General features: G+C 41.7%; 22 protein-coding genes and 1 tRNA gene. 16 read left to right on the forward strand and 7 right to left on the reverse strand.

Annotation, left to right across the window (positions count from 1 at the left end; translation table 11 throughout):
• Positions 1-19 precede the first annotated feature (19 nt).
• The gene (locus tag ACYVJ6_RS15670; protein ID WP_460695037.1) at positions 20-1,966 is read left to right on the forward strand and encodes a glycoside hydrolase family 97 protein; all 1,947 of its coding nucleotides are present in this window, start codon (positions 20-22) and stop codon (positions 1,964-1,966) included.
• A gap of 94 nt (positions 1,967-2,060) precedes the next feature.
• Positions 2,061-2,134, forward strand: a tRNA-Pro gene (locus tag ACYVJ6_RS15675).
• A gap of 35 nt (positions 2,135-2,169) precedes the next feature.
• Here the strand turns inward: ACYVJ6_RS15675 and ACYVJ6_RS15680 are convergent.
• Positions 2,170-3,714 (reverse strand): sensor histidine kinase, encoded by a 1,545-nt coding sequence (locus ACYVJ6_RS15680; protein ID WP_460695038.1) that lies wholly within the window; start codon positions 3,712-3,714, stop codon positions 2,170-2,172.
• 235 nt (positions 3,715-3,949) lie between these two features.
• Here ACYVJ6_RS15680 and nrtS point away from each other — a divergent pair, with 235 nt between their 5' ends.
• Genes nrtS through ACYVJ6_RS15695 form a run of 3 tightly spaced genes read left to right on the forward strand, consistent with a single transcriptional unit; the run spans position 3,950 to position 5,232 of the window.
• Positions 3,950-4,186, forward strand: a complete 237-nt coding sequence (gene nrtS, locus ACYVJ6_RS15685; RefSeq protein WP_460695039.1) for a nitrate/nitrite transporter NrtS — start codon at positions 3,950-3,952, stop codon at positions 4,184-4,186.
• A 59-nt stretch (positions 4,187-4,245) separates the two neighbouring features.
• Positions 4,246-4,896 carry a tRNA (guanosine(46)-N7)-methyltransferase TrmB gene (gene trmB / locus ACYVJ6_RS15690; RefSeq protein ID WP_460695040.1) on the forward strand — a complete coding sequence of 217 codons (651 nt, stop codon included), beginning with the start codon at positions 4,246-4,248 and terminating at the stop codon, positions 4,894-4,896.
• A 3-nt stretch (positions 4,897-4,899) separates the two neighbouring features.
• Positions 4,900-5,232, forward strand: a complete 333-nt coding sequence (locus ACYVJ6_RS15695) for an MGMT family protein (protein WP_460695041.1) — start codon at positions 4,900-4,902, stop codon at positions 5,230-5,232.
• Here ACYVJ6_RS15695 and ACYVJ6_RS15700 read toward each other — a convergent pair whose 3' ends face one another.
• Together ACYVJ6_RS15700 and ACYVJ6_RS15705 are read right to left on the reverse strand one after the other, a co-directional pair.
• Positions 5,233-5,592 (reverse strand): VOC family protein, encoded by a 360-nt coding sequence (locus ACYVJ6_RS15700; RefSeq protein ID WP_460695042.1) that lies wholly within the window; start codon positions 5,590-5,592, stop codon positions 5,233-5,235.
• A gap of 7 nt (positions 5,593-5,599) precedes the next feature.
• Complete coding sequence (locus tag ACYVJ6_RS15705; protein WP_460695043.1) at positions 5,600-6,916, reverse strand: APC family permease; 1,317 nt, start codon at positions 6,914-6,916, stop codon at positions 5,600-5,602.
• Between the two features lie 438 nt (positions 6,917-7,354).
• Here ACYVJ6_RS15705 and ACYVJ6_RS15710 point away from each other — a divergent pair, with 438 nt between their 5' ends.
• From ACYVJ6_RS15710 to ACYVJ6_RS15740, 7 genes are all read left to right on the forward strand, one after another.
• The gene (locus ACYVJ6_RS15710; RefSeq protein WP_460695044.1) at positions 7,355-8,371 is read left to right on the forward strand and encodes a hypothetical protein; all 1,017 of its coding nucleotides are present in this window, start codon (positions 7,355-7,357) and stop codon (positions 8,369-8,371) included.
• Positions 8,372-8,399: 28 nt separating this feature from the next.
• Entirely contained in the window at positions 8,400-9,086 is a 687-nt protein-coding gene (locus ACYVJ6_RS15715; protein ID WP_460695045.1) for an Ig-like domain-containing protein, read from the forward strand.
• 59 nt (positions 9,087-9,145) lie between these two features.
• On the forward strand, positions 9,146-10,093 hold the full coding sequence (locus tag ACYVJ6_RS15720; RefSeq protein ID WP_460695046.1) for a T9SS type B sorting domain-containing protein: 948 nt from the start codon (positions 9,146-9,148) through the stop codon (positions 10,091-10,093).
• Between the two features lie 10 nt (positions 10,094-10,103).
• The gene (locus ACYVJ6_RS15725) at positions 10,104-11,084 is read left to right on the forward strand and encodes a PorP/SprF family type IX secretion system membrane protein (protein WP_460695047.1); all 981 of its coding nucleotides are present in this window, start codon (positions 10,104-10,106) and stop codon (positions 11,082-11,084) included.
• 84 nt (positions 11,085-11,168) lie between these two features.
• Positions 11,169-12,101 (forward strand): 2-hydroxyacid dehydrogenase, encoded by a 933-nt coding sequence (locus ACYVJ6_RS15730; protein ID WP_460695048.1) that lies wholly within the window; start codon positions 11,169-11,171, stop codon positions 12,099-12,101.
• A 244-nt stretch (positions 12,102-12,345) separates the two neighbouring features.
• Positions 12,346-12,819, forward strand: a complete 474-nt coding sequence (greA, locus tag ACYVJ6_RS15735; protein ID WP_460695049.1) for a transcription elongation factor GreA — start codon at positions 12,346-12,348, stop codon at positions 12,817-12,819.
• A gap of 70 nt (positions 12,820-12,889) precedes the next feature.
• Positions 12,890-13,279 (forward strand): HIT family protein, encoded by a 390-nt coding sequence (locus ACYVJ6_RS15740; RefSeq protein ID WP_460695050.1) that lies wholly within the window; start codon positions 12,890-12,892, stop codon positions 13,277-13,279.
• Between the two features lie 107 nt (positions 13,280-13,386).
• Here the strand turns inward: ACYVJ6_RS15740 and ruvC are convergent, their stop codons facing one another.
• Both ruvC and aat read right to left on the reverse strand, forming a co-directional pair.
• Positions 13,387-13,965, reverse strand: a complete 579-nt coding sequence (gene ruvC, locus ACYVJ6_RS15745) for a crossover junction endodeoxyribonuclease RuvC (protein ID WP_460695051.1) — start codon at positions 13,963-13,965, stop codon at positions 13,387-13,389.
• Positions 13,966-14,092: 127 nt separating this feature from the next.
• On the reverse strand, positions 14,093-14,716 hold the full coding sequence (gene aat, locus ACYVJ6_RS15750) for a leucyl/phenylalanyl-tRNA--protein transferase (protein ID WP_460695052.1): 624 nt from the start codon (positions 14,714-14,716) through the stop codon (positions 14,093-14,095).
• A gap of 87 nt (positions 14,717-14,803) precedes the next feature.
• Between aat and ACYVJ6_RS15755 the strand changes: the two genes are divergently transcribed.
• Both ACYVJ6_RS15755 and ACYVJ6_RS15760 read left to right on the forward strand, forming a co-directional pair.
• Complete coding sequence (locus tag ACYVJ6_RS15755; RefSeq protein ID WP_460695053.1) at positions 14,804-16,189, forward strand: DUF1800 domain-containing protein; 1,386 nt, start codon at positions 14,804-14,806, stop codon at positions 16,187-16,189.
• Positions 16,190-16,202: 13 nt separating this feature from the next.
• The gene (locus ACYVJ6_RS15760) at positions 16,203-17,402 is read left to right on the forward strand and encodes a DUF1501 domain-containing protein (RefSeq protein ID WP_460695054.1); all 1,200 of its coding nucleotides are present in this window, start codon (positions 16,203-16,205) and stop codon (positions 17,400-17,402) included.
• A 143-nt stretch (positions 17,403-17,545) separates the two neighbouring features.
• On the opposite strand, the gene hisS is transcribed toward ACYVJ6_RS15760, so the two are convergent.
• Positions 17,546-18,916, reverse strand: a complete 1,371-nt coding sequence (gene hisS / locus ACYVJ6_RS15765; protein WP_460695055.1) for a histidine--tRNA ligase — start codon at positions 18,914-18,916, stop codon at positions 17,546-17,548.
• A gap of 72 nt (positions 18,917-18,988) precedes the next feature.
• On the opposite strand from hisS, the gene hpt reads away from it, so the two are divergent.
• Together hpt and ACYVJ6_RS15775 are read left to right on the forward strand one after the other, a co-directional pair.
• Positions 18,989-19,528 (forward strand): hypoxanthine phosphoribosyltransferase, encoded by a 540-nt coding sequence (hpt, locus tag ACYVJ6_RS15770; protein ID WP_460695056.1) that lies wholly within the window; start codon positions 18,989-18,991, stop codon positions 19,526-19,528.
• A gap of 10 nt (positions 19,529-19,538) precedes the next feature.
• Positions 19,539-20,492: an SRPBCC family protein gene (locus ACYVJ6_RS15775; protein WP_460695057.1), complete on the forward strand. Its 954-nt coding sequence runs from the start codon at positions 19,539-19,541 to the stop codon at positions 20,490-20,492.
• A 263-nt stretch (positions 20,493-20,755) separates the two neighbouring features.
• Here the strand turns inward: ACYVJ6_RS15775 and mfd are convergent, their stop codons facing one another.
• Positions 20,756-24,109 (reverse strand): transcription-repair coupling factor, encoded by a 3,354-nt coding sequence (mfd, locus tag ACYVJ6_RS15780; protein ID WP_460695058.1) that lies wholly within the window; start codon positions 24,107-24,109, stop codon positions 20,756-20,758.
• Between the last annotated feature and the right edge of the window lie 22 nt (positions 24,110-24,131).

Raw genomic sequence — 24,131 nt, forward strand, 5'->3', positions numbered from 1 at the left:
ACAGTTAAATTTAAATAATATGAGATTTTTAAATTCGGCGTTAATGGTGATGTGCGTTAGCACACTCTCATTAAAAGCTATAGCACAGGAAGCAACTATTGTAAGCCCTGATAAGCAGTTAAAGGTAGTTGTATCGGTAGCCGACGGCAAACCCATGTATTCAGTTACCTATAAAGGCAAAACCATGTTAGAAAACTCCCCGTTGGGTTTGATGACCAACGAGGGTGATTATAGCACCGGCATGAAGTATAACAGCAAAGCCGAAAGCAACGTTGATAAGAATTATACGCAAGATAAGATCAAAAGATCGCAGATACATTATGTAGCTAACAAGGCGGTACTGAGCTTTGAAAATGCCAAAAAAAACAAAATCGATATTGAGTTCCAGGTGAGCAATAATGATATCGCTTTCCGTTACCAGATCATGCCCATGGGCGAAAGATTAGCCTGCGTGGTTGAAAAGGAAGCCACCGGGTATAAATTCCCTTCAGCAACAACAACATTCCTGTCAAACATGATGACACCAATGACAGGCTTTGCACGTACGGCCCCAAGCTATGAGTCATCTTACCAGCCCGATCAGCCAATGGTTAAAACCCGTCCAAGTGCCGAAGGTTATGTTTTCCCGGGCTTGTTTAAAGTTGGGGCCGATGGCTGGGTATTACTTTCAGAAACAGGTGTTGGTGGCCAGTATTGCGGCTCACATTTAAGTGAAATAAAAGATGGTGTTTATTCGGTTGACTACCCGAGCGTGAAACAAAACAATGGGTTTGGGTCAACTGGCGCACAAATAGCTTTGCCGGGTTATACCCCATGGCGCACCATCACGGTTAGTGATAATTTAAAACCAATTGTTGAAACTACCATTCCTTATGATGTAGTAGATCCGTTATATGCACCATCAATAGTGTACAAGCCGGGCCGCGCTACCTGGAGCTGGATATTATGGCAAGACAATAGTATGAACTACGACGACCAGGTGAAATTTATTGACCTGGCTGCGGCTATGAAATATGAGTACATTTTGATTGACGCGCTATGGGATAAAAACATCGGCTACGATAAAATGAAGCAGTTGATCAAATATGCCCAATCAAAAAAGGTTGACGTGCTTTTATGGTATAACTCAAACGGGCCATACAATGACGCGCCACAAGGCCCGCGCAACAAAATGCACAACGCTATTGAGCGCAAAAAGGAAATGAAATGGCTGAAAGAAGTTGGTGTAAAAGGGTTAAAGGTAGATTTCTTTGGTGGCGATAAACAAGATAACCTGCGTTTGTATGAAGATATCCTGTCTGACGCTAACGATTATGGTTTGATGATAGATTTTCATGGTGCTACCCTGCCACGCGGCTGGGAACGCATGTATCCTAACTATGTGGGCAGCGAAGCGGTAGTAGCTTCAGAGATGGTATACTTTAACCAAAGCAACCGTCAAACCGAAGCACTTACGGCAACCCTGCATCCGTTCATCCGCAACGCGGTGGGTAACATGGAGTACGGTGGTGTTTTCCTGAACAAGTTTTTAACCAAAACCAACCAGGGAAGAAGTCCGCGTTTAACAACTGACGCGTTCCAGTTAGCTACAGGTATTTTGTATCAAAACTCATTACAAATGTTTGCGTTGGCGCCTAATAACTTAACAGATGTGCCTGCATTTGAAATTGATTTCATGAAAGCGATACCAACCACCTGGAACGAAACCACCTTTATTGATGGTTACCCGGGCAAATACACCGTGATTGCACGCAGACATGATAATCAATGGTACGTAGCCGGAGCCAATGCGGAAAAGGAAGTAAAAAAGCTAACCCTTAAGTTGCCGATGCTTGCCGGCAAAAAAGTAAAGCTTTATAATGACGACAGCGCCAAAGCACCTTATATGAAAGATGTAACAGTAGCCGCAAATGGTGATCTGGAAATAGAGATGCAGCCAAGCGGCGGGTTTGTGTTGAAGCAATAGGCTTTAACATGATTATAACACCCGCTGTTCTTTAAATGGCGGGTGTTTTTATTTTAAGAATATTATAACAGATTTTATATTTGCGTAATTATCTCGGGATGTAGCGTAGCCAGGTATCGCGCCAGCATGGGGTGCTGGAGGCCGGAAGTTCGAATCTTCTCATCCCGACTTCGCATTAAATCTTCAGACTGCCCTGAACCTCGTTAGAGATCTGATTTGCCTACAGGTATGGTAAAGGAAAACTCGGTACCGACCCACGGTACGCTGGTTACCCAAATTTTCCCTTTACATTTTTCTATCAGGTCCTTGCAAAACAAAAGGCCCATACCCGTTCCCAGTTCTTCATGGGTGCCACGCTTGCTGTCAACCTTGCCTTTAAATAATTTTTCGGTTTGCTCGGCAGTCATCCCAATTCCAAAATCTTTTACCCTGATCAAAACATGCTTGCTATACAGCTTTGCAAAAACTTCAATAATGCCCTTCTCGTTCGAGAACTTAATGGCATTGGTTACCAGGTTGCGGATAACAATGCGGATCGAATCCGGATCGGCAAAAGCAATTGCATCTTCGGGCACATCAAATTTTAATTGAATGGATTTTTTAGTGGCCAGGTCATCCAGGTTGTGCTTTTCTTTAATAACAACATCTTTAACAGAAAAATTTTTGATCGCTTTTTCAAAATTGTCCATTTGGGTATTAACCCAAAACAATAGGGTGTCCAAAAAATCAGAGGTATAGTCTAATTTTTTAACAACACCGGGAATCATATTCAGCAACTCGCCTGATGATATGGTATCGTCCTGAAAAAGCTCAAACACTCCTCTCAAACTGCTTAATGGTCCGCGCAGGTCATGCGCCAAAATAGCTATTAGCCTATCTTTTAGTGTATTAAGGGTTTTCAGTTTGCTGGCATGGTCAAGCAATTGCGCATTTTGTTTTTCGATCTGTAGTTCGCTGTTTTTTAACTCCGTAATATCCTGCATTGCACCGATCATACGTATACCTCTGCCTCTTTCATCGCGTATAACTACCCCCTTGTCCAGTACATATGCATATTCTCCATTAGCTTTTTGAAAACGGTATTTTTCCGTCCAATAATTCATGTTACCGTATTTAACCGGATCGGGGTAAAGCACTACGCGTTCCCTATCGTCGGGATGTACATACTGGGCAAAAAACCGCATATCGCCAACGTTAACACCCGGTTTATGCCCGAATGATTTTTGGATGTTCCTGGAATAATAAACCTCGTTAGTTTCCAGGTCCCAGTCCCAAATAATATCTGTTGTAGCTTCGGTAACATATTCAAACCGTTCAATACTTTTTTCAAGGGATCGCAATGTTTTTGATTTCTCGGTAAGATCCTTGCAAACTACAATCATGCATTGCTTTTCCATATAATTTGCAGCATTACCTATCAGCTCTACTTTAATGGTTTCGCCATTTTTTTTAACATGGTCCCATGCACCCGCATTATTTATTTCTCCATTTGTATCGGGGCTTGCAATAGTCGCGGCGAATGCCCCATCTTTTGACGCAATTATATCTTTAATGGTTAAGGCGGTAAACTCGTTGGCGGGGTAACCGTATAATTTACAGGCCATTTCGTTCACGTCAACAATTGCAAGAGATCCAATTTCATAAATGATGATAGGAAGCGGGTTGGCGCGGAAAAGTATCTTATAGGTTTCAGCAGGATCATCCGGCAACTTTACGGCATTACCTACAACATCGACCGTTGTTTTCATAGCATTATTTTGTTGAAATGTATATAAAAGCTTTTTGTAGCACTATTTTGTGCCGATTGTCTTAAAAAAAGCACATCGAATTAAAAATATTATAAAAATATTTCATAATAATCGACATTTTTTAACTATATTCCCAAATATAATGAAATATTAACATCAAAAACAACCAAATTTTGTTAATTTAATATATCTATAGGTTGTTGGGCCGTAAAAAGTTTGATTAACAGGAATAAAAATGGATAAATTCACAAAATTAGCTTTTCATCGCTCTACAGTTAATAAAGCGATTACTATAAGCTTAACAGTTGGAACTTTGTTAAACCTTATTAATCAGGGTGATTTTATTTTTCAGATGCAGTGGGAGAAAATAAGCGCATTTAAGGTTTTTTTGACCTATTTAACGCCGTTCTGCGTTTCTACATATAGTACGGCTACCGCATTAATGGGTAAAGAGCCTAAGCTGTACACTTAGATAAATGCAATTAATAGCATCCTTTACAATCCTAAGCAAATAACTATTTTTACGCCATAATGGGAAAAGATAAGTTAAGGCGCTTTGCAGAGATAGAAACCTTTAGCAATGTTTTACAGTTAGATGCCGGGAAGGCCCACAAAGGGCAATGGAGTAAAGGGTTTTTTAAAAACAACAACCCGGTAGTATTAGAACTGGCTTGCGGTAAGGGCGAATACACCGTTAACCTGGCCCAAATGTTCCCCAACAAAAATTTTATAGGTATTGATTATAAAGGCAACCGGATATGGCGGGGTGCTAAAACCGCGCTGGAAGAGGGGGTAAATAACGTTGCCTTTTTGCGTATGCAGATAGAAAATCTAATAGATTATTTTGCGCCCGGCGAAGTGGACGAGATATGGATCACCTTCCCCGACCCGCAACCACAATTGAGCCGCGAAAAGAAAAGACTGACCTCGCCGAGATTTTTGAACATGTACCAGCAGGTATTAAAAGATGGTGGCTGTGTTAATTTAAAAACGGATAATGATGGCTTATACCAATATAGTGTTGATAAAATAGCCGAGTTAAAACTACCGTCGCATATCCAAACGGCAGACCTTTATCATTCTGAATTTGCGGATGAGGTATTATCAATAAAAACCTACTACGAAAAAAAATATTTAAAGGATAACAAAAACATTAACTACCTTAAATTCTCATTTAAATAACCCATGCCCGATTATACCTTTTACGATAATGTGTACGATGTGGTACGGCAAATACCGCCGGGCAGGGTAACATCCTATGGGGCAATAGCCAGCTATTTGGGTACTAAAGGTTCATCGCGCATGGTGGGTTATGCTATGCAGGCATCCACAAGTGCCCAACCTCCTGTTCCTGCACACCGTGTGGTAAACAGGCAGGGTTTGCTAACCGCTAAATTTCATTTCGGGGGTAATTTAATGCAGGAACTTTTAGAAGCCGAAGGCATAAAAGTTAAAGAGGACCAGATACAGGATTTTAAATCGGTTTTTTGGGACCCGGCGATTGAATTGGCCTTATAATTAAATAAACTCCATCAACTCCAATCGGTTGCTAAACGGATCAATAAACGAAAAACGATTACGGCCGGGAATGGAGGGCTCTTCATTAATAGCTATTCCATTTGCTTCCAGGTGCCTGCGGCATTCATCCAGGTTGGTCACCTCAAAAGCGGTATGGCGATTACTTGGCGGAAGGGCGGGTTCAATGCCTATATGCAATTCAATATCTGCCACTAAAAACCAATAGCCCGGTATGCCAAATACATCGGGCCGGTGTGTAGGCTGCAGGCCAATTATATTGGTATAAAACGCGCGTGCTTCTTCCAGCCTTTCTTCGGGAACACAAATATTGATATGGTCGGTACGTTTAAATTTGATCATAAAGTTATCAGGCAAATCTTTTTTTCCAATTGATAATACGCCACATCACCTCTGCACTTAATAAGGCGGCTATAGCAAATATAGCAGGTTTAAGTGTTTCGGAAGACGATGAAAAAGCACCGGCCAATGCCATGAAGTAAACAGCTATAGGCAAAATCAATACAAGGCATATACCGGTTACGCTTAATGGTATTTTAAAGGGCCGTGGCGCATCCGGCGATTTTAGGCGCAAGCGGATGAGTGCTATATATTCTAACGACAACCCTGCACCATAAACCGTAACATCAATGATAATCAGGTCAACAAAAGTCCACAGTATCATCAGGCTTACCAGGACCGAACAAACTATAATAGAAATATAAGGCGTGTTAAAACGCGAATGCATAATATTGATATGGCGGGGTAAAAGCCCATCCTGGGCCATTACTTGCGGCACCCGCGAAACAGACAATAGCACAGCAGTGTAAATACCCAGCGTACTGGCCATGCCACCCAATGCAATTAAAGCGCCCAGCCATTTCCCGCCAATTAAAGTACCTACTGCCGGAAAGCCATCCTCGGCCAGAGTATCTGCATTTATACCGGATAATTGCGCTACCCAGACGGCTAAAAAGCAAACGCCAATTACCAATGCAAATGCTATAAAGGTAGAGGTAATGTAAGTACGTACCGGTTTATCAACTTCCTCGGCATAGGTAGTGGTATTATCCCACCCCATACAGTTCCACATGATAGTATATAGTGCAAGGCCGAATGACGGGAACGGGATGCCACTTAATGAGGGCGACGGGATATTTAACCCACCCGAATGATGAAATATTGCTACCGCAAAAAGAATAATAAATGGCGCCAATACCGCAGCACCCAAAAATAGCGCTACGCGCCCCACAGGTATAATACCCATTATATTTAAGCCAGCCGAGGCCCAAATAATAACCAGGCATATCGGTATCTTATAACCTGCCAGTTCCGGGTAAAAAAAGGAAGCATATTGCACAAATAGTACGGGGTAAATGGCCAGGTCAACAAAAGTGTATAGCCATGTCCACCACCCTTCATAAAATCCCCATTTGGTCCCTAACGCGTATTTTACCCAACGATAATAGCCGCCCGTTACAGGCATCATGCTGTTTAACTCTAAAACAGTAAACATGGCCGGTATATCCCACAATAAGGGTGTGATAACCAACAATAGCAATGCCCCGTGCTCGCCGGCATAAGTTATTAAAGGCTCCATGCCATACGGGCCACCAGAAACGGTAAAGAAAACGATAGCTATTAGCTGTATCGGTCTTATTTTTTTTAAATAGGTTGGAGATGGCATCGGCTATAAAAATATTATTTACAGACTTGATTTTTTAAGTAATGAAAAAAAATTTATTCGATGCGTGAAACTTAAGCCTTTTTATTACCGTATAATCTGTTCCGGGTAGATGTAAATTTTAAAAATTGCTCACATAATAGCAATTAAACCATCCGGTACCTTCTCAATTATCTCACCAGCCCCCGACGATTTTTATTGTTGGAAAAATAAACTATTGTGAAAAATTATATCAAAATATTAATTGTGTTTTCTTTACACTAAGTTATAATTCTCCAAAGATAAAATATATGCGTTTTTAAGCAAAATCGGTGCAACTATACTAACCGCATGTTCGTATAAGTACCTGATTAATAATTGACGCGTAGTATGTTTATTCCTTCTTTAAAAAAGCAAACAATGGTCTCAATGCTATTGGAGCTGTTTTTGTGTTTTTTTACAATGAAGGTTTTGGCCCAGGCCCCGCCTACTATAAATGTTAGTGATTGCGGAACAAGTACTACATTAAACTCAACAGCTATTCCCGGTTATTCTAACCTGATATGGGATAACGGCTCAACAGCAACTTCGCGCACTGTAAATGCTTCCGGTACATATTGGTGGCAGGTTACGGGGGCCAACGTGGTAAGCAATGGCAGTTTTTCATCGGGAAATACAGGGTTTACCAGCCAATATACTTACAGGCAGGTAGGTCAAAATGTGCCGGGAAACCCTTGTTGTGGCGTTTTAAGTGCAGAGGGTACTTACGCGGTAGATACCAACCCACGTAATGTACACACCAATTTTTCATCTTTTGGCGATCATACAAGTGGTTCGGGCCAAATGTTGATAGTAAATGGCGCGCCTACCAATAATGTAACCGTTTGGACGCAAAATATTTCAGTTATTGCTAATACAGATTATGTGTTTTCGGTATGGGTAACATCAACTAGCCCGTCAAATCCGGCACAACTTCAATTTTCAATTAACGGCAGCCAGTTAGGGACCACTATAGTACCTGCGGCTACGGCAGATGGTACCTGGCAATTCTTTACTACTACCTGGAACTCGGGGAGCGTTAGCGGTAATAATATCCCAATTGCCCTGGTAAACAAAAACATAGTAGCCAACGGAAACGATTTTGCCATTGATGACATTGTGTTTGCGCCCGTTTACAGGCAAAACATAAACGTAACCCTAAACCCAATACCTGTTTTAACATTAACCGCAACAGCAGAGGCTTGCGGGGTATATGACCTGACACAAACTATTGTGGGGTATGATAATGTTACCTACGCTTATGTTTTTAAAGACTCGTTAGGTAATGTTATAACGCCTGCCAATGCTTCGGCCATTGTTCAAAGCGGAGTTTATACCATAACCGCGCAAAACAAGCTAACCGGATGCACGTCATTGCCCAAACAAACAACTATAACTATTGACCCAAACCCGCAGAAGCCGGGTATAATACCACTATAATTTTTAAATGAACTTAATTTTTTACACCATGAAAATAAATAAACTTTTCGCCCCAATCATGTTACTGGCAATGGTTTTAACAACTACCCTAACAAAAGCACAAGCCCCCACGGGCCCAAGCGACGCTACTACGCCGCCACCTACAAATGCATCAGATGTAGCTAAAGTATTATGCTATGGCCAAAACATTTCTATCAGCGGCCCGGAGGAGTCGGCTGGCGTAGATTATGCCAAATATAATTGGTATAAAGAGGATGCCGCCGGTGTTAAACAACTAATCGCAGGATCTACCGGCAGAACTTATACTGAAACTACCGGAGCAGCGGGTTATTACAAATATTATGTGGTTACCGAAAATGCAAACGGATGTATATCGCCGGTATCTGATGTGTTGAGTATATATGTGTTGCCACAATTGATCGTTGATATAACAACGCCTAATAGTTCAATATGTGCCACTTCGGGAACATCATTATTAACGGCAAATGTTACCCCGGCATCTGGTTATACTTATACTTATCAATGGACAAGGAACGGCACACCTATTTCGGGTGCAACGGCCAGTACTTATGCTGTAGCTAATGAAGCTACAGCGGCAACAGTAACGTTTGGTGTAACAGTAGCATATACGCTTAATGCAGGCTGCAGCTCAACAGCTACCGAAGATATTATAGTTACGCCACTACCAACCAAGCCATTAATAACAGCTAACTAATATAGTTATCGGTAGGCAATATGAGGCGGCTGTGCACAATATTTATATGCGCATTGCTAATGGTTACAGGATATGGATATTCACAAAGTACGGTAACGTCTTCTGGTGAATATCCAACCTTTACTATTAGCGAAGGGCAATCTATTGTCCTGCACGGAGCAACAGCAAACGCTGCCGCCTATCAATGGTTTAAGGATGGAATACGTATACAGGGGGCTATATATAAAGATTACAGGGCCTCATTAGAAGGGATATATACAGTAGTAGCTTTTGCAGCAAGTGGGTGTGCTTCTGATCGATCCGATGGTGTTAGGATCGTATTTAGCACTACCGTGCCACCGCCAGTTATTATACCGGATACTTTGGTTGATCTAATGGTAACTATAGCATCATCAAATACCACCGTATTACCGGGAGATCAGTATGCTTATATATTAACGGCTAATAATAATAGTGCCGTTGACGGAACAAGGGTAAATGTGGTGTACACGATCCCGCCAAACCTGGATTATATACCACAAATGAGTACAAATGGCGAGGTAACTTATAATGCAACTACGCGTACTTTAATATGGACCATAAACAAAGTAACGCCGCATAATCCTATACAGTTGGTTGTGCCCGTTAAGGCAACTAAAGCGGGCATAGTGCAAAGTAATGTATCTATAACGGGTAAAGAAACAGATCCGATAATGGCTAACAATATTGATGCTACAGTACAGGAGGTAAACCCATTGAATGTACCTAATATCTTCACTCCTAATGGGGATAATGTAAACGATACATTTTTTATTCCGGGCCTCGAAACGTACTCAGACAATGAATTAGTTATAATTAACCGCTGGGGAAATCATGTATACGAAAAGAAGGACTATAAAAATGATTGGGCGGGCCAGGGGCTGGTTGAAGGGACTTATTACTACGTATTAAGAGTTAAGAACAGAGCAGGTGTGTGGGACGTATATAAAGGTTATTTAACCCTGGTTAGGACCAAGGTATTTTGGTAAATATAATATAATGATAAGAAGAATAATATTATCAGTTTTAATAACCCTGGCATTTTTGCAGGCTAAAGCGCAGCAGGATGCGCAGTTTAGCCAGTATATTTTCAATGGATTATATATTAACCCGGCCTATGCCGGTTATAAAAGTGATTTTTATATCAATAGCTTTTTCCGTTCGCAATGGACAGGCTTAAACGGCGCCCCGCAAACCGTATCAGTGGCGGGCGATGGTGCAATTGCAGATGATAAGGTGGGTTTGGGGCTATTGGTTAGCAATGATAGATTAGGGGCACAAAGCAATACAGCATTATATGCCAATTACGCTTATCGTATACAGATAGGCCAGGAGGAAAACTCAAGGCTGGCGTTTGGAATAGGATTTGGCTTTATACAAACAGGAATTAACGGCTCAAAACTAAATCCAACACAGGGCGGAGATGCCTATGTACCCGTTGGTAATCAAAGCAATATTATACCTGATGGCCGGTTGGGTGTTTTATATACCAACGATAACTTTTTTGCCGGGGTATCGGTTGATAATTTATTGGCACAGTATATAAAAAGCGAAACAACCAATGCCAGTTTAATACCCGTGCCCAAACCCCATCAGTATCTTACTGTAGGCGCATTATTTGAAGTGGCCGAAGACGTAAAGTTTAAACCATCTATATTAATTAAAGATACCCAAACAGCCCCAACCAGCATGGATATAAACGCGTTTGTACTGTTAAGCGAACGTTTGTGGCTGGGCGCAACCTACCGTACGGCTATTGATATTTATAACAAACCCAACTTGCCAAAGGGGATGCAAAAATCAAGTGCGGCGGTAGCCATGGCCGAGTTTTTTGTTACCCCCAATTTTAGGGTAGGATATGCCTATGATTATGCTTTGAATAAGTTAGGCGCCTATGGTTATGGTTCGCACGAAATATCCATCAGCTTCATGATCAAAAACCGTAACAATACCGACCCTACCCGCAAATGCTATTTTTAATAAGTGCCCGATATTTAAATATTATATCGCGGTGATACATTTTTCAATACTGTTCGATAGATTTGCGGGCAAAATATTTAAATTTTGAAAAAGCGGATCCTTATTGCAGATGACATTCATCCCATATTTATTGAACAGGCCGAGGCCCTGGGATACGACTGTGACTATCAACCCCAAATAAAATTGGACGAAGCGCTGCAAATTATAGCCAATTACGAAGGCCTGGTTATACGCTCAAAATTCAATGTGGATAAGCACGTAATTGATGCCGCGACCAATTTAAAATTTGTTTGCCGTGCCGGTGCCGGAATGGATAATATAGATGAGGCTTATGCAAAGCAAAAAAATATTGCCCTGATCAATGCGTCCGAAGGCAATATGGATGCGGTGGGTGAACATGCAGTAGGGCTGTTATTATCATTAATGAACAACTTTAACAATGCGGATGCCGAGATACGTGCCGGTAAATGGCAACGTGAGGCAAACCGGGGATATGAGTTAAAAGGCAAAACCGTTGGCATAATAGGCTATGGCTTTATGGGTAAAAGCTTTGCTAAAAAACTATCAGGCTTTGAGGTAAATGTTATTGCTTATGATAAATATAAAACGGGGTTTTCTGACCAATATGCCCGCGAGGTAAGCATGGAAGAAATAGTTAAACATAGCGATGTTTTAAGTCTTCACGTTCCTTTAACAGCCGAAACCAAAGGATTGGTAGATGATGAGTACCTGTTCCATTTTAAAAAACCTATATTTTTTATTAATGTGTCGCGTGGTAGTGTAGCCAAAGTGCAAGCGGTACTAAATGCGATAAAAGCAGGTAAAATTTTAGGTGCGGGTTTGGATGTACTGGAGGTAGAAAAATTTCCGGCATTGGCCGAGCAGCCCTGGTTTGAAGAACTGCGCCAATCGGGCAAAGTGATTTTAACCCCTCATGTAGCAGGCTGGACGTTTGATTCTTACCGCAGAGTAAGCGAAGTAATGGCGGGGAAATTAAGCATGCTTAACAAAGATTAGCTCCAGTCGCTTATCACTAATCTTTAATCTTTGTTCTTCAATCCTTTCACTTTATCGACCAAAAAAATTTGGATATTAAAATTTAATTAACTTATCTTCGTTTAATACAAAAGCAAGACTATGTAGGCGATGGCCCGTATAGTCTTGTTTGTTTTTTATAGTCATTGCGTCCTTTCTTAAAAAATGGGGAGGGCGGTTTTTTTTGACATTAAGTTCAATACAAAAAAGATTAATACATATAGATATGGCAGATGTAGCATATTTTACCAAAGAGGGTTTAGAAAAATTAAAGCAAGAGTTACAGGAGTTAAAAACCACCGGACGCGCAAACATATCAAAAGCTATTGCCGAGGCGCGCGATAAGGGCGATTTGTCTGAAAACGCCGAATATGATGCCGCTAAAGAAGCGCAGGGTTTACATGAAGCCAAAATAGCGCAAATGCAGGAAACGCTTGCTAATGCACGTTTATTGGATGAATCTAAACTGGATGTATCAAAAGTGTTAGCGCTATCAATAGTTAAGATAAAAAATGTAAGTAATGGGGCTACCATGAGCTACCAGTTAGTAGCCGAAAGCGAAGCGGACATGAAGGCGGGTAAGATATCTGTAGCATCTCCTATAGCCAAAGGTTTATTAGGCAAAAAAGTAGGAGAAATAGCCGAAATTACTGTGCCTGCAGGGAAAATTCAATTCGAGATTTTAGAAGTAAGTAGATAGTGAGTGGTTGATTAAGTGAGTAGTTATAACCGTTCACTTAATCAACTTAACCCAACCAATAACCATCAATATGAGCATATTTTCAAAGATCGTAGCAGGCGATATTCCCGCTTATAAAGTAGCCGAAAGCAATGAGTTTTTAGCTTTTTTGGATATTGCCCCATTGGCAGAGGGGCACTTGCTGGTTATCCCCAAAAAGGAAGTAGATAACCTTTTTGACCTGGATGATGAAACGTATACCGGTTTAATGATCTTCGCCAAAATTGTTGCTACAGCCATGAAGAAGGCCATCCCTTGCAACCGCATAGGGGTAACCGTTATTGGTTTAGAAGTTCCGCATGCGCATATTCATCTGATACCTATAAACGGATTACATGATATGGATTTTACCCGCCCAAAATTGAAATTTACAACAGAAGAGTTTGAGGCTATTGCCGAGAAAATTAAGGAAGAATTATAATTAAATCCGATTGTCATTTCGAGCATAGCGAGAAATCTATACACAGGCAGGTCGCTTCATGGATTTCTCTCTACGTTCGAAATGACATAAAGGAGAGCATTGCACATCTAAACTATCCGCTTAGCATTATCCTTCACAAAAGTATCCCAACCCGAATAGTTTTTTTTACTGCCGGATTTTTTGCCGGTGGGTATTTTTTGAAACGAATGGCAAACAGCTACGGCCAAACCGTCCGTAGCATCTAAAAAATCAGGGGTTTCTTTAAATGTTAAAAGCGTTTGCAACATAGCAGCCACCTGCTCTTTGGTGGCATTACCATTCCCGGTTATAGATTGTTTGATCTTACGTGGAGAGTATTCCGTAACCTCAATATTGCGCGATAATGCAGCGGCCATGGCCACACCTTGCGCCCGGCCCAGCTTTAACATTACCTGTATGTTTTTACCATAAAACGGCGCTTCAATAGCCAGGCAGTCGGGTTTGTAATTATCAATCAGGGCAACAGTTTTTTCAAAAATTCGCTGCAGCTTTAGCATGTGATCATCAATATTATCCATCTTTACCACGCCCAGGCTTATCAGCTCGGTTTTGGTCCCCACCTCGCGCACCAGGCCGTAACCCATTACTTTGGTGCCGGGATCAATGCCTAAAATAATACGTTCTTTGGTGTTTGTGGTTTGCTGCATATTTAACTTGGATGTCACCCTGAGCCGGTCGAAGGGTGCGTGTTATGGCCTTGCCCGCCCATCCTTCGACCGGCTCAGGGTGACAACGCTCTTTATGTTATAAAGGTAACTAACACCCTGCATTATTTTACAATAGCTCCATATAATCTTTTTGGCTGATCATACGCGCACCCATGGATGCCAAATGGTCCGTATAAACCTGGCAATCTATCAAGTCATATAAACCACTTTGGCACAAATGTATTAATGCGGTTTTAGAGGCATTACACACCTTGCTAAACATGCTTTCGCCGCAAAAAATTTTGCCGATGGGTACGCCGTACATTCCGCCAACCAATTGATCATCCTCCCATACTTCTACAGAACGGGCGTATCCTTCGTGATGCAACTTAATGTAAGCGTTTTTCATATCATCGGTTATCCAGGTACCGTCCTGCCCTTCACGTTCAACCGTTGCACAAGCGTCAATTACCTTTTCAAAACACGTATCCATCGTCACTTTAAATAGCCCTTTTCGCAAAAACCTTTTCATGCTGCTTGAAATAATCAGTTCATCCCGATAAAGCACAAACCTTTCATGCGGGGCATACCACAAAATAGGTGTTTCATCACTGTACCATGGGAATATACCTGACCGATAAGCCAGTAGCAACCGTTCTGTTGAAAGGTCGCCACCAATGGCCAGCAAGCCATCGGGTTCGGCTAATTCGGGCTTAGGAAAAATAAGGTACTCATTTAACTGGAATAGCATCAAACAAAGGTAGGGTTAAGGTTATTACTTACTATACTAAACTTAATTGTTTTTGATCAGTCAAACTCCCTATAAATGAGCGAGCAAATGAACATATCAACACAGATAAAGCATTTATATGCAAGGGCGGGTTTTGGGTTAAGGTTTGAAGACCTGCGCGACCCCGCAAATGCATCTATAAAGAGTGCGGTAAAAAAGCTATTTGAAAACTCGGCAAATTTTGAACCCATTAGCATAGTTGATGAAAATCTGGACCTGCGCCGTAAACCCGCCATGCAAAGCCTGGATGAAAAGCGGGCATTGCAGGAAGAGCGTAACCGCCAGGAGCGATTGTTGAACCAGGGCTGGGTACAATATTTAGGTGAAACCAGTGCGCAACTACGCGAAAAGATGACCTTGTTTTGGCATAACCACTTTGCCTGCAATATCAATAACCCGCAATATGCACAGGAGTTAAATAATATTGAACGAGCCAATGCTTTGGGCAATTTTAAAACTTTGTTGCTACAGGTGTCGCAATCGCCGGCTATGCTGCAATTTTTAAACAATCAGCAAAACCAAAAGGACCATCCCAATGAAAATTTTGCCCGCGAATTGATGGAGTTGTTTACGCTGGGTCGGGGAAACTATACCGAACAGGATATTAAAGAATCGGCACGGGCCTTTACCGGCTGGGCCTTTAATGGCAATACCGGCACCTATCGGTTTAATGCAAGAGTGCATGATGATGGCCCTAAAACTTTTTTTGGTAAAACAGGCAATTTTAAAGGCGAGGATATTTTAAATATGCTGACCGCCAACAAGCAAACAGCGGTGTTTATATGCACCAAACTATACCGGTATTTGGTAAACGACGTTCCGGATGCTAATAACATTAAGCAAATGGCTGATGTGTTTTATAGAGCTAATTATGAGATTAGACCATTGCTGGAGTTTGTTTTTACAGCAGATTGGTTTTATGCGGATAAAAATGTGGGTAACCTGGTTAAATCGCCCATAGAACTATTGGTGGGATTAAACCGCCAGTTTTATGTGAACTACGATAACCCGGCAGTATTGACGCAGTTTCAACGCACGTTGGGGCAGATATTATTTAAACCACCAAATGTGGCGGGATGGCCGGGCGGACGGAATTGGATAGATAGTTCATCATTAATGTACCGGATGAAGATACCATCAACCATATTGAATGCGGGGGTTATTGATTTTACAGGCAAGGCAACCCCGGAGGAAGAGGCTTATTTGGCTTCGCAAAGGAAGCAACAACTAAATGTGATCAAGCGGGTGCAAACGCAGCCCGACTGGACACGGTTCTTGAAAAACATACCGCCCAATACTACACCGGCGCAGGTTGCCGCGTTTATATTGGAGCCAAAGTTGAACAAGGGAGTAATTGAAGAGGTCGGTAAATCAAAGGATATGAAATCGGTAGCGATACAAATTGTATCAACGCCAGAATACCAGTTATGTTAATTCAATCATTATTATGGAACGCAGAGATTTTTTAAAGAACACCGCGCTAATATCAGGCGCATATATGATGCCTGCCTTTTTAAAACCTTTAGAGGCTATGGCGAAAGGCCAGCTTACAGGTTATAAAAACCTGGTAATTATACAGCTATCGGGCGGTAATGATGGGTTAAATACGATTATTCCTTATGGTAATGATATCTATTACCAAAAAAGGAAAACCATCGCTATACACAAGCCGGAGATCATTACCCTAAATGACATGCAGGGACTGAATCCCAACCTGTCTGCATTAAAGGAAATTTACGACCAGGGATGGATGAGCATTGTCAACTCGGTAGGGTATCCTAACCCGGACAGGTCGCATTTCAGGTCGATGGATATATGGCAAACCGCCAGCGACTCCGACCAGTTTTTAACCACCGGCTGGATCGGCCGCTATTTAGATTCTAATTGCCAGACCTGCAAAAACCCTTATACAGCTATCGAGGTGGATGATACACTTTCATTAGCCATGAAAGGCTCCAATATGAAAGGCATTGCCGTGCAGGATCCTAATAAATTATATCAAACTACCCGTGAGCCATTTTTTAAAGACATGGTAAATGAACATGATAATGCTCACCTGAATGAAGATAATTTAGGCTATCTGTATAAAACCATGATAGAAACTTATTCGTCTGCAGATTATATTCAAAAGACATCCAAAGTATATAATGTTACCGCCAACTACCCAACAACAGCGTTTGGCAATCAGCTAAAAAACGTATCCAGGTTTATTAACTCGGGCTTGCAAACACGGGTGTATTACGTATCGTTAAGCGGGTTTGACACCCATGTTGGCCAGCAAAACCAACAGGGCCGCCAGTTAAAAATATATGGCGATGCGGTAGCTGCTTTGGTGAAAGATCTGAAACAAACCGGCAAGCTGGACGATACCCTGATCATGACCTTCTCTGAATTTGGCCGCAGGGTTGAGCAAAACGCCAGTAACGGCACCGACCACGGAACAGCTAATAATGTGTTAGTTTTTGGCGGCAAGCTTAAAAAGCCGGGCATATTTAATGAAGCGCCCGATCTGTCGCAACTAGATAACGGCGATCTAAAATATAAAGTGGATTTTAGAGATATTTACGCAACCCTTTTAGATAAATGGCTGGATGTAAATAATAGCCAAATACTAAATAAGAATTTTGCAGGGCTGGGAATAGTTTAATAAAACTACCGTCATTGCGAGGAACGAAGCAATCTCTGCACTCGCAAATCAAAACCGTAAACTTCGTTTTTTAACGTTTTTATCTGCTTGACTGTCCTTTGTAGAGATTGCTTCGTTCCTCGCAATGACGCTTATTAAAGTGCTTAAGTTAGTTTTGTAATTATACTCTCCGCATTCAACTTCTCCTGCTCACCACTTGCCATGTTTTTAAAAGACAGTAAACCACTTTGCATTTCGTCGCTGCCAATTAATATCACATAAGGAATTTGCTTGTTATTGGCGTAATCCATTTGCTTTTTGATCTTGGCACCTGCGGGGTATAGTTCCGAGTTGATATTATTGGAACGTAATTGCTGCAACAGCGGCAAAGCATATTGCTCGCCCTCTTTATCAAAACAGCATATTAATACTTGTGTGCTTTGGTTGGTTGCTGCAGGGAAAAGGTTTAACTCCTCCATTACATCATATATACGGTCGGCACCAAAAGATATGCCTGCGCCGGTCAGATCTTTTAAGCCGAACATTCCGGTCAGATCATCATAACGGCCGCCACCGCCAATGCTGCCCATGGCCACTTCGTTGGTTTTAACTTCGAAGATGGCGCCGGTGTAATAATTTAGTCCACGGGCCAAAGTGATGTCCAGTTCACAGTTTGCGGTTTGCAGTTTGCAGTGTTGCAGATAATTAAAAACCGTCTCAATTTCTTCGCAGCCTTTTAGTCCTATTACCGATGTCGATAACGCCTTGCGCAGGCTTTGCAGCTTTTGCTCGTTTGTGCCTTGCAGTAAAATTACCGGCTTTATTTTTTCAATATCCGCTTCGGTAAACCCTCTTTCCAGCAATTCTTTTACTACACCATCAAAGCCGATTTTATCTAATTTATCAATGGCTACAGTCAGATCAATGATGTTATCAGCTTTATCTATAAGTTCGGCAATGCCCGATAGAATTTTTCTATTATTGATCTTTATCGTAAAATCTTTAAGGCCTAAATTGCTTAAAGCCTCGTCATAGATCAATATAAACTCCGCCTCGTTTAATAACGAATCCGAACCCACCACATCGGCATCACACTGGAAAAACTCGCGGTAGCGCCCTTTTTGCGGCCTGTCGGCACGCCAAACGGGCTGTACCTGGAAACGTTTGAACGGGAAAGTAATTTCGTTTTGGTGCTGTACTACGTACCGCGCGAAGGGCACGGTTAGGTCGTAGCGAAGGGCTTTCTCCGATATCTCTGAAGTTATAAGTTGTGAGTTTTGAGTTGTCAGTTTTTCAGGGGTAACTTTAGATAAGAAATCGCCTGAGTTAAGGATCTTAAACATCAGCTTATCCCCTTCATCACCATATTTACCGGTTAGGGTAGATAGGTTTTCCATCGAAGGCGTTTCTATTTGCTGATAGCCATATTTGCGGAAAACGCTTTTAATGGTATCAAAAATAAAGTTACGCTTCGCCATTTCGGCCGGCGAAAAATCGCGCGTGCCTTTGGGTACAGATGGTTTGATGGATGCCATGCGGCAAATGTACAAAAAAGTGAAGTATTGGTAATGCGATACAATCACAAGTGTATTACTATATTAGTACCCATGAATATCAAAATTGCCGACCTGGAGTTTGAGCCTTTAGTGAGTTACGAAGCCATACAAAGCCGAGTAAAACAAATTGCCAAACACATTAATAAGGACTACGAGAACAAGGACCCAATGCTGGTTGGGGTATTAAACGGTTGCTTTTTGTTCATGGCAGATATTGTGAAACAGGTGACCATCCACTGCGAGATAGCTTTTACCAAGCTTTCATCCTACCACGGCGGTACAACAAGCACCCGCCGCATCCGCGACGACCTTGACCTGACGGTAAATATTGAGGGCAGGCACGTGATACTAATTGAAGATATTGTAGATACCGGGAATACCCTTGACTATTTAGTAGCCAAACTCAAAAAGCGCAAGCCCGCATCTATCATGGTATGCGCCATGCTGGTAAAACCCGCCGCGCAGGAATACGAGATAAAAGAATTGAAACACGTAGGCTTTGAAATTGAGAATGAATTTGTAGTAGGCTACGGCCTTGATTATATGGAGTTAGGCAGGAATTTAAAGGGGGTTTTTAAGAGGGTTAAATAAAACAAACATTATGGCAGCATTACATACCCAGACAAAAAGGATTATCATAGCAGTATTAGTTACTTGCTCCTTTAGTTGGATATTCTCTTACGTAGCAATTACAATATTTGCAAATTATGCTGTTGGGCTTTTTATATGGTTGCCAATTGTTATTGGCATCTCGTCCACAGTAATATTTGGATATAAAAATAAGGTAAATATAAGCGACTGCAGAAGTGTAACTTTTTTTACATTATTTGTATTCTGTATCGGCTTATTAACCTTTGCTTTTGAAGGAGCTATTTGTATAATAATGGCGCTGCCAATAGGATGGTTATTTTCTTTTTTAGGACATATTATAGGATATCAATTAATAAAAAGTAAAATAATTAATCCAACCGTAACAATTATTCTGTTAATTATTTCAGTACCGGTGGTTATGGGTTTTGAGTACAAAACGGCTCCCGAAAACGAAGATGTTAAAGCGGTTGTTACAAGTATTGTAATTAATGCTCCAACTGAAAAAGTCTGGGAAAATGTAATAGCCTTTCCACAGCTAGAAGAACCAACGGAATTGTTATTTAAAGCAGGAATAGCATATCCGATAAATGCCAAAATAAATGGTTCAGGCATTGGGGCTATCAGGTATTGTAATTTTTCAACAGGAAGTTTTGTTGAACCAATTACTAAATGGGAAAAACCATATTTATTAGCTTTCAATGTTGATGAGCAACCCGCTTCTATGAAAGAACTAAGTTTTTATGATTTGCAGCCTAACCATCTGCATGGGTATTTCGTTTCAAAACAGGGTCAATTTAAGCTAACCAAATTGGCGAATGGTAGCACCTTGTTAGAAGGGACTACTTGGTACACAAATAAAATTAAACCAAATTTATATTGGGATTTATGGAGTGACTATATCGTACATAAAATTCATACGCGAGTATTAAATCACATTAAGGAACAGACAGAAAGGGGTTTATAAGAGGGTGGTGTAAATTTCGAGAGTGTTTTGTCATCTCGAGCGATAGCGAGAGATCTATGAAGCGATTTGTAACCTTTGTATGGATTTCTCCCGTAAGGTCGAAATGACAAGGTTGTTTAATTTAAGGGTCAACACAAAGGACCAAAAATCATGGTTTACACTTTTGGGGTGCATTTTTTCACAACTAATTTATTATCAGCAAGATATAAAAAAATTAAGCCAAAATGTGTTAAGTTGTGTAAACCATGATTTGGCATGGGGTGTTAAAGTGTTACAACTTCCGCAATCTCCCCCAAAACCTTCACCGCGGCATCAATACTATGCACACTTTCAATACTTAAGCGCAGCGTGTTTTTAACCTCTTTTAAATTGGTGCGGAAAGGGTTGGCCTGTACATAACCCAGCACGTTCCTAAAGGCATCGGTTTCAAAGTATTTGCTTTGCTGGTTGGCGATAAAGTAACCACGTAATATGCCTTTTTTCAGGGTGATCTTTTCAAAGCCAATGGCCTTGCCCATCCATTGCAGGCGCATGGTGTTCAGCAGGTCGTTTACCTGTGGTGGTATTGGTCCGAAACGGTCGTGTAGCTGCTGTTGGAAAGCTGAAAGTTCAACTTCGTTTTCCAGTTTAGATAACTCGCTATATAGGTTATACCGTTCCGATAAACTGGTTACATATTCATTAGGTATCAATATCTCCAGGTCGGTATCTATCTGTGTAAAGTTGATGAAAGGCCGTGGTTTATCATCCGGGAACAAGCCTTTAAACTCATCGTCCTTTAACTCGTGTATGGCTTCGTCCAGTATCTTATGATACATTTCAAAACCTATCTCGGCAATAAAGCCGCTTTGCTCGGCACCTAATAAGTTTCCGCTGCCGCGGATGTCCAGGTCGCGCATAGCCACGTTAAAACCACTACCCAGATCGCTAAACTCTTCAATAGCGCTTAGGCGTTTACGGGCCTCATTGGTTAACGTTGATAACGGCGGACTTAGCAAATAGCAATACGCCTTTTTATTGCTCCGCCCCACACGCCCACGCATTTGGTGCAGATCGCTCAGGCCAAACATATGCGCGTGGTTAATGATGATGGTATTGGCATTAGGTATATCCAGCCCGGCTTCAATAATGGTAGTGGCGACCAATACATCGTATTCGTTATTCACAAACTTCAGCATCACATCTTCCAGCGCATCGCCTTCCAATTGTCCGTGAGCAATTCCTACCCGGGCTTTAGGTACTAAGGTATTGATCATGCCACCCAATTGCGGTAGGTCAGCAACCCGGTTATGTATAAAGAATACTTGTCCGCCGCGATCGATCTCAAATTCAACAGCTTCTTTTATCAGCTTATCATTAAACACATGCAGCTCCGTAACCACCGGCTGGCGGTTAGGCGGTGGGGTTGATATGATAGACAAATCCCTTGCGCCCATTAACGAGAAATGCAGGGTACGCGGTATAGGCGTGGCCGTTAAGGTCATGGTATCTACATTGGCGCGCATTTGTTTCAGCTTCTCTTTGGTGCTTACACCAAATTTCTGCTCCTCGTCAATGATCATCAGCCCCAGGTCCTTAAACTTTACATCCTTACTTACCAGGCGGTGCGTACCTATGATGATATCCACCTTGCCATCTTTCAGCTTCTCCAAAGTGTCTTTGATCTGCTTAGGCGATTTAAAGCGGTTGACATAATCAATATTGCAGGGGAAGCCTTTTAAGCGTTCCGAAAATGTTTTATAATGTTGTGCTGCCAAAATGGTCGTCGGTACCAATATAGCCACCTGCTTACTATCGGCAACGGCTTTAAATGCCGCGCGGATGGCTACTTCGGTTTTACCAAAACCCACATCACCGCATATCAGCCTGTCCATAGGGTGCGGCGACTCCATATCCTTTTTAAAATCGGTGGTGGCTTTTTCCTGGTCGGGGGTATCCTCATAAATAAAGGAAGCCTCCAGCTCGGTTTGCAAATAACTATCCGGCGAAAATGCATTACCCACCTGCGATTTACGCACCGCGTATAGCTTTATCAGGTCGCGGGCTATGTCTTTAACTTTTTTTTTTGTGGTTTTCTTGAGTTTTTCCCACGCGTCGGTACCCAGCTTATTCATTTTGGGTACGGTACCCTCCTTGCCGCTGTATTTAGATATGCGGTTAAGCGAGTTGATGTTTACATATAGCAAATCATTATCGGCATACACCAGGCGGATCATCTCCTGCTGCTTGCCCGCTACCTCTACTTTTTCTAACCCGGCATATTTTCCAATACCGTGGTCAATATGGGTAACGTAGTCGCCTGGCTTTAGCTCGCGCAATTCTTTTAAAGTAATAGCTTGCGAACGTTGATAACCCTTTTTGAGCTTGTATTTATAATAACGGTCAAATATCTGGTGATCGGTATAACAGGCCAGTTTCTGCTCACGGTCAATAAATCCCTCCCGTATCGAAATACTTATCGGTGTAAACTTAACCGTTTTGTCCAAATCGTCTAAAATGGCATATAATCGCTCCACCTGCCGGGCCGAATCGGTCAAAATGTAATTCTCGATCTTCTCAGCCTCGTTATTTTTAAAATTATGTATCAGCAGGCTAAAATCTTTATTAAAAGACGGCTGCGGGCGCATGTCAAAATTTATAGTGCTATCGGGCGTATAAAAAAACTGCTTGCCAAACTCTACTACCGGGAAATCATGCAGTTGGTCCGCTATTAGTTTTTCGTCGGTAAAGCCAAACTTTGGGTCTATCCAATCGGGGTTTTGATTTTTATCTTCTGCGGATAGGGCCTTCCATAATTGGGTTGCCTTTTTATACCCTGTTTGTATAATGTCAAAGGTAAACTGTACATCCTTTATCCAAACCTGCGTGCCGGGGTCAACATATTCTAATAGCGATATATTACTCTCGGTTAAAAACTTAGATTGCACATTGGGCACAATGGTAATGGTTTTCACCTGCTCAACAGATAGCTGGCTCTCTATCTCGAACGTGCGGATAGACTCTACCATATCGCCCCAAAACTCTACCCGATAAGGCAACTCGTGCGAAAAGGAGAAAATATCAACTATACCGCCGCGAATAGAAAACTGCCCCGGCTCGTATACAAAATCAACCCGCTCAAAATCATACTCCACCAAAAACTCGTTGATAAAATCGAGGCTTAGTTTGTTGGTTACGCCAATCTCCAGTGTGTTTTTTTCTAACGATGCGCGGTCGATCACCTTTTCGGCTAAGGCTTCGGGATAGGTAACTATAAGTTGGCCAAATTCGGTAGAGTGGTTTAACTCATTCAACACTTCGGCTCGAGCCAAAACATGGCTGCTATCAGGTTGGGTAAATTCAAATGGTTTGCGGTAGGATGAAGGGAACAATAAAACTTCTTTTCCGGTAAGGTTTTCCAGGTCAGCCTGAAAATAGCCGGCTTCTTCCCGCTCTGGCAGCACAAATATCATATGGTTGTGCTGCAAAAAATACAAAGCTACCGCCATAGCCGAATCACTTGATCCCACTAAACCACGAAGCTGTACCCTTGGATTTTTAGAAGCGTTTAAGGCTTTCGCCAACGCTTTTATCCGATCATCAGCTTTATATCTTTCTAAAATATCACGGATGTTCAAACTGGTGCAAATATAGGTAAAA

Source organism: Mucilaginibacter puniceus (assembly GCF_054783175.1).